The organism is Flavobacterium sp. B167r, from assembly GCF_056824315.1.
On record NZ_CP124859.1, the window covers coordinates 1636727 to 1647433 of the forward strand.

9 protein-coding genes are annotated in these 10707 nt (G+C 34.0%); 4 read left to right on the forward strand and 5 right to left on the reverse strand.

Going from position 1 to position 10707, the window contains the following annotated elements; translation table 11 throughout:
* Positions 1-207 precede the first annotated feature (207 nt).
* Positions 208-2529 (reverse strand): 5-methyltetrahydropteroyltriglutamate--homocysteine S-methyltransferase, encoded by a 2322-nt coding sequence (metE, locus tag QLQ96_RS07415; protein ID WP_482495957.1) that lies wholly within the window; start codon positions 2527-2529, stop codon positions 208-210.
* A 157-nt stretch (positions 2530-2686) separates the two neighbouring features.
* Between metE and QLQ96_RS07420 the strand changes: the two genes are divergently transcribed.
* Complete coding sequence (locus QLQ96_RS07420; RefSeq protein ID WP_012023598.1) at positions 2687-3148, forward strand: Lrp/AsnC family transcriptional regulator; 462 nt, start codon at positions 2687-2689, stop codon at positions 3146-3148.
* An 86-nt stretch (positions 3149-3234) separates the two neighbouring features.
* Positions 3235-4581 carry a deoxyguanosinetriphosphate triphosphohydrolase gene (locus QLQ96_RS07425; protein ID WP_482495959.1) on the forward strand — a complete coding sequence of 449 codons (1347 nt, stop codon included), beginning with the start codon at positions 3235-3237 and terminating at the stop codon, positions 4579-4581.
* Between the two features lie 58 nt (positions 4582-4639).
* On the opposite strand, the gene QLQ96_RS07430 is transcribed toward QLQ96_RS07425, so the two are convergent.
* The 4 genes from QLQ96_RS07430 to QLQ96_RS07445 are packed head-to-tail and all read right to left on the reverse strand — an operon-like array spanning position 4640 to position 9442.
* On the reverse strand, positions 4640-5641 hold the full coding sequence (locus QLQ96_RS07430; protein WP_482495961.1) for a DUF3078 domain-containing protein: 1002 nt from the start codon (positions 5639-5641) through the stop codon (positions 4640-4642).
* 33 nt (positions 5642-5674) lie between these two features.
* Positions 5675-7462, reverse strand: a complete 1788-nt coding sequence (locus QLQ96_RS07435) for a 1-deoxy-D-xylulose-5-phosphate synthase (protein ID WP_482495963.1) — start codon at positions 7460-7462, stop codon at positions 5675-5677.
* Between the two features lie 49 nt (positions 7463-7511).
* Positions 7512-8153, reverse strand: a complete 642-nt coding sequence (locus QLQ96_RS07440; RefSeq protein ID WP_482495965.1) for a hypothetical protein — start codon at positions 8151-8153, stop codon at positions 7512-7514.
* Positions 8144-9442, reverse strand: a complete 1299-nt coding sequence (locus QLQ96_RS07445; RefSeq protein WP_482495967.1) for an energy transducer TonB — start codon at positions 9440-9442, stop codon at positions 8144-8146. Before QLQ96_RS07445 ends, QLQ96_RS07440 begins: the two co-directional genes overlap by 10 nt.
* 60 nt (positions 9443-9502) lie before the next feature.
* On the opposite strand from QLQ96_RS07445, the gene QLQ96_RS07450 reads away from it, so the two are divergent.
* Together QLQ96_RS07450 and QLQ96_RS07455 are read left to right on the forward strand one after the other, a co-directional pair.
* A complete protein-coding gene (locus QLQ96_RS07450; protein WP_144337533.1) occupies positions 9503-9946 on the forward strand; it encodes a nucleoside deaminase in 444 nt (147 codons plus the stop codon).
* Between the two features lie 11 nt (positions 9947-9957).
* On the forward strand, positions 9958-10590 hold the full coding sequence (locus tag QLQ96_RS07455; RefSeq protein WP_482495969.1) for a hypothetical protein: 633 nt from the start codon (positions 9958-9960) through the stop codon (positions 10588-10590).
* Positions 10591-10707: the final 117 nt, after the last annotated feature.

The following is a 10707-nucleotide window of genomic DNA, read 5'->3' on the forward strand; positions in this document are numbered from 1 at the left end:
AAACTTGTAAATTAGCCCCGATAGGAGCGGTATCCTTTTCTGGCTTCTTTAGCCAGGAAAAGATATAGCGGATAGCGGGACTAGATTTGTTTTGAAAACCAATGTTGTTTGCTCCTAAAAATAAAACCAACAAAACGAAGCCGAACCGAATCATAACTAATATTCGGCCTCATTTGCTGGCATAAAAAACAAAAACTATTTAAGGTGTTAATTCACAGCGTTTTCTATAGTTGTTCGCATTTCTTGGGCTGCGGCAACCATTTCGATTAGCGCTTTTTTGGTTTCATCCCAATGACGCGTTTTTAAACCACAATCTGGATTTACCCATAATTGATCTACCGGAATTACATTGGAAGCTTTTTCTAACAAGCGAACCATTTCGGCACTCGAAGGCACTCGAGGCGAGTGAATATCGTAAACTCCAGGGCCGATTTCGTTTGGATATTTGAAGTTGGCAAAAGCATCTAAAAGTTCCATTTGCGAACGCGAACATTCGATTGTAATAACGTCGGCATCCATATCGGCAATGTTTTGAATGATATCGTTGAATTCGCTGTAACACATGTGCGTGTGAATTTGAGTGTCATCGTTAACTCCGCTGGCAGAAATTCGGAACGCTTTTACAGCCCACTCCAAATATTTTGCCCATTCTTCTTTTCTTAACGGAAGACCTTCGCGAATGGCAGGTTCATCAATCTGAATGATTTTAATTCCTGCTTTTTCTAAATCGATAACTTCGTCACGAATTGCCAAAGCGATTTGTGTACAAGTTTCAGAACGAGGCTGATCGTTACGCACAAATGACCATTGTAAAATCGTTACAGGACCTGTCAACATTCCTTTTACCCATTTTGGAGTTAAAGATTGTGCATATTGAGACCATTTTACTGTCATTGGATTTGGTCGAGAAACGTCTCCGTAAATAACTGGCGGTTTCACGCAACGGCTTCCGTAACTCTGAACCCAACCGTTTTTAGTGAAGGTAAATCCAGCTAATTGTTCTCCGAAATATTCCACCATATCGTTGCGTTCAAACTCTCCATGAACTAAAACGTCGATTCCAGTTTCTTCTTGAAAACGAATGGTTGCTTCTGTTTCTTTTTCGATTAAATCATTGTATTCTTGAGCCGTTAATTCTCCTTTTTTGAATTTTGCTCTCCAGCTTCTCACTTCGGTTGTTTGAGGGAAAGATCCAATTGTTGTGGTTGGGAATAATGGCAATTTTAAAGCTTCAATTTGGCTTTTTCGTCTAACGGCAAAAGCACTTTTTTGTTGATCATCTGAAGTTGTGATTCCTGCAACGCGAGCTTTTACTTCGTTATTATGAATTAATTTTGAAGTTTTACGATTTTCATTTGCCAGAACATTTTCTTTGTATTCAGCTGAGTTTTCAATATTCACTCCGTTAAAAGCAAATTGTTTTAAAAGCACAATTTCGTTGATTTTCTGTTTAGCAAAAGCCAGCCATTGTTTGATTTCTGGAGTCAGCGTCTCATCGTTTGTTTCCAAATCTAAATCGCATGGACTGTGAATTAAAGAGCAAGAAGGCGCAATTAAAATTCGGCTTTCGCCTAAAGCATCAGTTGCTTTTTTGATGATTTCTAAAGATTTTTTAAAGTCATTTTTCCAGATGTTTCTTCCGTCAACAACTCCAAGAGAAAGATTTACGTTTGAAGCCAGTTTTCCAGATTCTAAAATATCATCCAATTGAAGCGGACAACGAACTAAATCTAAATGGAAAGTATCAACTGGCAAAGCCAGCGCCGTTTCTAAATTTTCGCCAAAACAATCGAAGTAATTCGCTAAAACAATTTTAAGTTTTGGGAAACGTTTGTTGATTTCATTGTACACTTTCGTGAAAGCGCTTCTGTCTTTATCAGTTAAATTTAAAGCCAAGAAAGGTTCGTCAAACTGAATGTATTCGGTATTTTCGTCTTGTAATTTTTCAAGAATTTCGAAATAAACAGGAAGTAAAGCGTCAATAAGATCAATTCTATTAAAGCCTTCTTCTTTTTCTTTTCCTAATAATAAATACGAAACAGGACCAATTAAAACAGGTTTTGTCTTGATTCCGATAGCATTTGCTTCCTTAAATTCATTGATTATTTTTTCAGAAAACAATTCAAACTTTTGGTTTTTTGTGAATTCAGGAACAATATAATGGTAATTGGTATCGAACCATTTTGTCATTTCCATTGCAACAACATCTTGCCCGTCTTTTTGAGATCCTCTTGCCATTGCAAAATACAAATCCAGAGACGAATTGCTTTTTGCCAATTCATGGTAACGTTCCGGAATTGCGCCAAGAGTCAAAGTCAAATCTAAAACTTGATCATAAAAAGAAAAATCATTAGAAGGAATTAAATCAACTCCTGCTTCGGCTTGTAATTTCCAGTTTTTAAGACGGATTTCTTTTCCAGCATCTGTAAGTTCATCTGCAGAAATTTTTCCAGCCCAATAAAGTTCGCTGGCTTTTTTCAGTTCTCTGTTGCTGCCAATTCTTGGGTAACCTAAGTTGTTTGTTTTCATTTTTGATTCAGTGTTTTTTACTGAACAAATTTACATTCTTAGTTTTTATAACTTATATTTGAGGTTTATTTTAGTAAAATGTATTTTTAAAAATGTTTTTATAAGATTTTATTACTGTAATAATCTTTTAAATGAACTTTTAGCCGTAAAAAAAACTATGGAAAACTTAGATAAAACGGATCTATTGATCTTAAAATACCTCCAGGAAGATTGCAATATCAATACAAAAGACCTTGCAAGTAAATTATTTCTAACGGTAACTCCCGTTTATGAGCGAATAAAAAGGTTAGAGAGAGATGGTTACATTACGAAATATGTCGCACTTTTAGATAAGAAGAAAATGAATCGCGGCATGACGGTTTTTTGCAATGTGCGTTTAAAAGAACACGCCAAAAATGTCGGAAGCAATTTTGTGAAAGATATTGTCGCGCTTCCAGAAATTATAGAATGCTATAATATTGCTGGAGATTACGATTTCATGCTTAAAATATTGGTGCAAGATATGGCTAGTTATCAGGATTTTGTAATGAATAAGCTTTCAACAATCGAAAATATCGGAAATACGAACAGTATTTTTGTGATGGGAGAAATCAAACACAGCACCGCTTTAGAATTTTAAAGCAGAAGAAAATTTTAAAATAAAACGTATTTTTGAAGTCTCGATGAGCAATATAAAATCATCAATCTAATATCTAAAATTGAAAAATGAACTGGGAACAACTTTTATCATTAAAACGTCAGGGCGATACAAGCAAAAGATTACGTGTAGAACAAGATGATACGCGTTTAGGATTTGAAGTTGATTATGATCGAATTATATTTTCTGCGGCTTTTAGAAGTTTACAAGATAAGACACAAGTTATTCCGCTTTCTAAAACAGATTTCGTACACACGCGTTTAACGCATAGTTTAGAAGTTTCTGTTGTCGGACGTTCGCTTGGACGTTTGGTTGGGAAAAAGATTATTGAAAAATATCCTTACCTGAAAGAAATTCACGGTTATCATATGAATGATTTCGGTGCTATTGTGGCTGCGGCTTCATTGGCACACGATATTGGGAATCCGCCATTTGGCCATTCTGGAGAAAAAGCAATTGGCGAATATTTTTCTATCGGAAATGGTCAGAAATATAGAAACCAGCTCACAGATAAACAATGGCAAGATTTAATTGATTTTGAAGGAAATGCCAACGGATTTTCGGTGCTAACAGCGAGCCGCCCAGGAATTGAAGGCGGACTACGTATTTCGTATGCTACTTTGGGCGCTTTTATGAAATATCCGAAAGAAAGTCTTCCGAAAAGGCCAACTAATAATATCGCTGATAAAAAATATGGTTTCTTTCAAACGGATAAATTATTCTTTGAAGAAGTAGCCAAAGACATGGGAATGATTGCCAATAAATCTGGAGACGATATTGGTTTTGAAAGACATCCTTTGGCTTATTTAGTTGAAGCGGCTGATGATATTTGCTACACAATTATTGACTTTGAAGATGGGATCAATTTAGGTTTGGTGTCTGAAGATTTCGCTTTAGAATATTTAATTAATCTGGTAAAAGATAATATTGGAGTTTCAAAATACAAATCGTTAACTACAAAAGAAGATCGTATTAGTTATTTGAGAGCCTTGGCAATCGGAACTTTAATTAATGACGCAGTAAATGTTTTTGTTGAAAATGAAGAAGCAATTCTTGCTGGAAACTTTCCGTATGCTTTGACAGACAAAAGCAAATACAAGGCACAGATGGATGATATTATCAAATTAAGCGTTGAGAAAATTTACCAAAGCAGAGAAGTGATTGAAAAAGAAATCGTTGGCTATCAGATCATTCAAACGTTATTAGACAAATTCATAACAGCATATAATAATAAATTTGAAGGAATTGCCTCAAATTACGATAAACTGATTTTAAAAATGCTGCCAGAAAAACATCATTTAGACAAAACCAATTTATATGAGCGTTTATTGCATATCTGCCATTATGTTTCGCTCTTAACAGATGGAAATGCGCTTGAGTTGTATGAAATGATTCAGGGACAAAAAAAGCGTTAAATAAAAAAAGCTTCTTTCAGAATATTCTAAAAGAAGCTTTTTTTATAATTGTATTTTTTTATTTGAAAGAATAAACTAAACCAACACCAAGAACTTGTCTTAATTGCATTCTTGGTCCTTCTGTAATTTGAGTTTTTGTTCCTGTAGTTGGATCTAGAACATCTTTTTTGTTTTTAATGTCATCATCATAAATTAAGTGAACACCGATATTGGCTTTTACATAAGCGTTTACTACCAAGTCTAAACGGGTGTCATAATCAATATCCACATTTCCGAATCGGTTTAAATAATCGGTATATAAACTTAGCCTGTTTTCATAAAAAACATTTTTATAGATTTCGCTTTTGTTGTAGGCAGTCAAAAGTATACCAAATTCGGCTTTGACCTTTTGACCTTCTTCAATTAAAATTTGCTGTGTTGGATCTAAAGGATCTGTTGCATAAACGGCTTTTTTAACACCAAAAGAACCTTGGTTTGCCAAATCTTGATCTAATACCAATGTGGTTTTTAACGTAATTGGTGAGAAGTAAAACGTTCTGTTTTTTTCTTTATTTGAATTCTCTGCTCCGGCTCCTAAAAACACATATGCTGGTGCAAATGGTCTAGAAATAGGAACGTCGCGATTAGGGTAATTATAACCGTTGGTAAACTGAGTATTGAAATTGAACTTAGCAGAATAGTACCAATTTGAAGCCGTGTCTTTCCTAAAACCATAAGTCGAGTTGAATTGAATCGCATCATCAGTTTTTCTAGTTTCAGTCTCTTCTTGCTTGTTCAGACCATACTTCACAATAAGTTCATTAAACCATTTATTATTTCCTTTTAAATAAGTTCTAGAAAATTCTCCTTTAAATAAACCAGAAATAGAACTCGTTCCCCCAGCGCTCCAGTTTACAAAAGCAATTTGTGAAAGGTCAAAACCAAGTTGGTTTTTCTCTGTCCAGTTTGAAGGAGGTTTAGGTGCTTGATTTGGGCTTAGAGTTGTTTGTATAATCTGGGCAAAGTTATTAGAAGTACACAGAAGCAATAGCAGCAAAAGGGTAGAACGCAATAATTTCATTTTGGTAATTTTTGTTTTGGTGTCGCAAAATAATTATTTTGAACCGTTAGAAAAAAGATTTATTAAACTTTTAACGTCAATATTACACAATTGTTGCAGTTGATTTACTGTTCCGTGTTCAATAAATTCGTCTGGAACACCTAAAATTTCAATAGAATTTTTAAAATTATTCGATGCTGCAAACTCTAAAACTGCACTTCCGAAACCACCATTTTTAACCCCATCTTCGATTGTAATAATACGATCAAAAGTTAAAAAAACAGTGGTTAATGTGTTGATGTCTAGCGGTTTGATAAAACTAAAATTATAGTGGGCAATTTCATTAGAATGGATTGATTCTTTGAGTGCTTCTATAACATTATTTCCAATTGTTCCGGCCGACAGTACAGCAAGTTTCGTACCAGCTTTTAAGCATTTTGCTTTGCCTAAATTTATTTTTTCGTAATGTCCGAAATTTTCTACTTCCCAATTTGGGAGGACTCCGCGACCTCTTGGATATCGAATTGCGATTGGATGATCTATTCCTAATTGAACGGTGTACAAAATATTTTGAAGTTCAATTTCGTTTAGCGGAGCATAGATAATCATATTCGGAATCGAACGTAAATATGCAATGTCAAAAACACCGTGATGCGTTGCGCCATCTTCGCCAACTAAACCCGCTCTGTCAAGACAAAAAATAACAGGAAGATTTTGTAGCGCCACATCATGAATCACCTGATCGTATGCGCGCTGTAAAAAAGTCGAATAAATATTGCAATAGACAATCATTCCTTGAGTTGCCATTCCTGCAGCCAATGTTACGGCATGCTGTTCTGCAATTCCAACATCAAAGGCACGATCAGGCAATTCGTCCATCATAAATTTTAACGAACTTCCTGATGGCATTGCGGGAGTAATTCCGATTATTTTTTCATTCTTTTTGGCTAAATCTAAAATGGTTAAACCAAAAACATCTTGATATTTTGGAGGAAGATTTTCTTCCGATTTTAAATGAATTTCGCCAGTCGAAGCATCAAATTTTCCAGGCGCATGATATTTCACCTGATTCTCTTCAGCTTGCTGTAATCCTTTTCCTTTCGTAGTTACAATATGAAGAAATTTGGGACCTTTAATCTTTTTTAAACGATTTAATTCTTTGATTAATTTGGGAAGATCATGACCATCAATTGGACCTGAATAATCAAAATTTAAAGACTTAATGATGTTATTCTGGCGTGGATTTTTTCCGTTTTTAACCGAAGTAAGATATTTTTTTAAAGCGCCAACACTTGGGTCAATTCCGATGGCGTTATCATTTAGAATAACCAAAATATTAGCATCAGTAACTCCAGCGTGGTTCAGGCCTTCAAATGCCATTCCGCTTGCGATTGAGGCATCGCCGATTACAGCAATATGTTCTTTATCAAAATCACCTTTTAATTTAGAAGCAATCGCCATTCCTAAAGCGGCAGAAATAGAAGTAGAAGAATGCCCAACGCCAAAAGTATCGTAAATGCTTTCGCTTCTTTTAGGAAAACCAGAAATACCGTCGATTTGTCTGTTAGTATGAAAAGTTTCTCTTCTTTCAGTCAGTATTTTATGCCCGTAAGCTTGATGTCCAACATCCCAAACCAATAAATCATCAGGAGTATTAAAAACATAATGGAGGGCAATTGTAAGTTCTACAACGCCTAAACTGGCTCCCAAATGGCCTTCTTTTACAGAAACTATATCAATAATAAACTGTCGAAGTTCTTGGGCAACTTGAGTAAGCTGTTCTTCTTTTAAAAGACGTAAATCAGCAGGATTATATATGTTGGAAAGTAAATCGCTTTTCATTGTAAGGTAAAAAACAAATTTACGGTTTTAAATTTAATTTTTTCTCAGACTATTTTTTTAAAGAAATAGGCACAGAATATTGCATTCTGGTTTTTTTTCCGTTCGATTCGCCCGGTTGCCATTTAGGGCATAAATTTAGAATTCTAATAATTTCCTGTTCTAAAGGTTCTTCAACTGCTGGAGAACATTCAAGAAATGAAACAGAACCATTTTTTTCTACCGCAAATGCAAGTGTGAAATTGAGTTTCCAATAATTTACGCTTTCAGGTTTTTTATATTCTTTCATAAAAAAACTATGAAATTGATCTATACCGCCTGGGAATTCGGCGTTTGTATTTGAAAGAGGTTTTAAAGTTGGTAATTGCTCATCTTTTTTGACTTTATCTGATTTTAAAGATTTTTCCTCATTAACTACTTTAGTTGCTATTGGGGTTGTTTGCTTCAATTCAGTTTGCTCTGCTTTTGATAAATCTGGCGGTGCTTGATCTAATTTTTTCGGACTTATTGCATTTGTATCTAAAGCAACAGATTTTTCTGCGGAAGTATCCGTAACAACTTTATTATTAACTTCCTGTGGTTTGTTTTCTTTGTTTTGACAACTGAAAAAAGTTATTCCCACAACGAAATACAGCACTGCTAAAAACAGTTTGCAACACTTTTTGTGAGCAGTTATTTGATGTTTTATTTCCATTTTTCGAGTGCTATAGGGAAGCTGATTTTTTCTCTTGTTCTCTTTCCATTTTGTTCACCAGGAATCCATTTAGGGCACAGATTTAAAACGCGTGTTATTTCTGATTCTAATTGAGGATCAATATCTTTTGGAAATTGAAATGCTGTTAACGAACCATCTCTTTCTACTACGAATGACACATTTATAGGATTGCTTAAATGCTCAATTGTTTCATGCATTTTAAATTCTTCTGCAAAAAACTTATAAAAAGCATTTATTCCATTTGGATAATCTGCTTTTGTTTCGATTGCCCCTCCCATGTAAATAATAGAATCATCTTCTGCTACAGAATCTTGAACAACTTTTTTTTCACATAAAGGCTGATTTTCATTATCTGCCAGTTTCTCATTTTTTTTGACGAGATTAATTGCAACTATTTTTGAAAGCTTTCTGTTTTTTCTTTCAACGTTTAGACTGTCTTTTTGTACAACAATATTCATCCTGATTGTATCAAGAACAGGTCTTCCGTTAATTATTCTTGGCATCCATTTCGTTTTCGATTTTTTTAAAACCCGAATTATTTCTTCTCCAGTTTCATGACCAATATTGTCAAAAACTTTAAATTGTTCTAAAGTTCCTTCTTTATTTACAACAAAAGAAACCTCAATTTCTCCTGTAATTCGTCTGGCTTTTTTAGGAATTTTAAATTCATTTTGAATGAATGTACTAAATCTGTCGAACCCGCCAGGATATTCTGGGGATATTTCAAAGTATTGAATAGCAGGAGTACCAGTGAGTGTTCCATAATAAGATTCATAAGGACCAAATCCTTCAGAAACAGCCATTATAGGCTCAACATTTGCAAATAAAGGAGGAGCGGGAGGTACTTTTTCAAATAAACTGTCTTTATTTTGCAGCTTGTAAGAAACATTTGCAGAATCTTCTGTTACCACTTCTATTTTATCAATTATCACCTTATTCCCTTCATTATCTGCGCAGCTGAATAAAGTGGTTCCCATGGCAATAAATAATGCCAGTAAAAACATCTTATGATAATGAGTTTGCGAATATAAAATACGATCAGGAATTTGAATGGTAATAGTATCCAATTGTGACTTTTTGAATCTGCCACAAATTTTTTCGTTTTTATTTTGAATGAAATACTGCTGAATTTCTTCTGGAAGCATAGAAGTAAAATCAATAACCGTTTTAGAACAGCTCATACAAAACCTTCCCATATCATTTGGAGTCATTTTATCCCAGTTTTCATGGCATGGTTCAGGTATTGTGATTTTATGTTTTCTTTCCATATTCAAATTTCAAAATTTAAATGTAGTAAAAATAATGAGTAAAGTTTTACTTTTGCAATTATGGAAAATCCTTTTACAGACGAATATTTTATGAAGAAAGCTTTGCAGGAAGCAGAAGAAGCCTACTTAAAAGGCGAAATTCCTGTTGGAGCTATTGTAGTTGTAGCCGATAAAGTTATTGCTAGAAGCCATAATTTGACCGAATTGCTAAATGATGTCACGGCTCATGCCGAAATGCAATCTATAACCGCAGCGGCCAATTTTCTTGGCGGAAAATATTTAAAAGATTGTACACTTTATGTAACGCTTGAACCTTGCCAAATGTGTGCAGGTGCTTTGTATTGGAGTCAGATTTCTAAAATCGTTTTTGGAGCACGCGACGAACAGCGCGGATTTATAAATATGGGAACAAAATTGCATCCTAAAACAACTGTTGTTTCTGGTGTAATGGCAAATGAAGCAGCCGATTTAATGAAACGTTTTTTTCTAGAAAGACGTAAATAATTCGAAATAACATGACAGATTTCTCTACAATAAAAAAACTATTCCATATCACAGAATCAAATGGTTTTACTAAGGATGAAATTCAAGTTGGAAAAGATATCTTCGGACAGCTTCCACAAGTTTTTGTAGATTATTATGCGGAATTGGGTAAAATTCAAAACTTAAATCATACTCAAGATTTATTGATTGTTCCAGAACGTTTTCAATATTACAAACACGATGATTATTTGATATTTTATTCTGAAAATCAAAAGGTTTGTGTTTGGGGAATTCATAAAGAAGATTTGTCAAAAAACAATCCGCCTGTTTATATGAGTTATGACGAAAAAGAATGGAATCTTGAAACAGAAACTTTGACGGATTTCTTTACTGCGATGGCGTATTTGCAAGCAGGTTTTGCATTAGATTTTACTTGTGATACATTTTATGAAATCGAACCACACGAATTAGATTTCATAACTCAGAATTTTTCAAATAAAGGCGTTTCTTTCAAGCAATGGGTTGAAGGAATAAAATTTTACGGAAATCATTCGGACGATGTAATTGTTATCATAAACGATAATCAAATGCATTATTCCTCAAATACAGAAAAACACTTTCTTGAAATGGATAAAGTTTTATCAAAACTAGGTTCTGAGCTTTGAGAATGATAATAAAACTTCAACAAAAGTTAAATAATCATATTAGAGAATTTTCTTCTTAAAGGATTCGGAAAATATTTTACTTTTATAATAATTTAATTGCGATTTTGCAGTTATGCC

What these genes read in the sequence shown, in the direction of transcription:
- metE (WP_482495957.1), bottom strand. Translation starts at nt 2,529, where the DNA reads ATGAAAACAAACAACTTAGGTTACCCAAGAATTGGCAGCAACAGAGAA.
- QLQ96_RS07420 (WP_012023598.1), top strand. Translation starts at nt 2,687, where the DNA reads ATGGAAAACTTAGATAAAACGGATCTATTGATCTTAAAATACCTCCAG.
- QLQ96_RS07425 (WP_482495959.1), top strand. Translation starts at nt 3,235, where the DNA reads ATGAACTGGGAACAACTTTTATCATTAAAACGTCAGGGCGATACAAGC.
- QLQ96_RS07430 (WP_482495961.1), bottom strand. Translation starts at nt 5,641, where the DNA reads ATGAAATTATTGCGTTCTACCCTTTTGCTGCTATTGCTTCTGTGTACT.
- QLQ96_RS07435 (WP_482495963.1), bottom strand. Translation starts at nt 7,462, where the DNA reads ATGAAAAGCGATTTACTTTCCAACATATATAATCCTGCTGATTTACGT.
- QLQ96_RS07440 (WP_482495965.1), bottom strand. Translation starts at nt 8,153, where the DNA reads ATGGAAATAAAACATCAAATAACTGCTCACAAAAAGTGTTGCAAACTG.
- QLQ96_RS07445 (WP_482495967.1), bottom strand. Translation starts at nt 9,442, where the DNA reads ATGGAAAGAAAACATAAAATCACAATACCTGAACCATGCCATGAAAAC.
- QLQ96_RS07450 (WP_144337533.1), top strand. Translation starts at nt 9,503, where the DNA reads ATGGAAAATCCTTTTACAGACGAATATTTTATGAAGAAAGCTTTGCAG.
- QLQ96_RS07455 (WP_482495969.1), top strand. Translation starts at nt 9,958, where the DNA reads ATGACAGATTTCTCTACAATAAAAAAACTATTCCATATCACAGAATCA.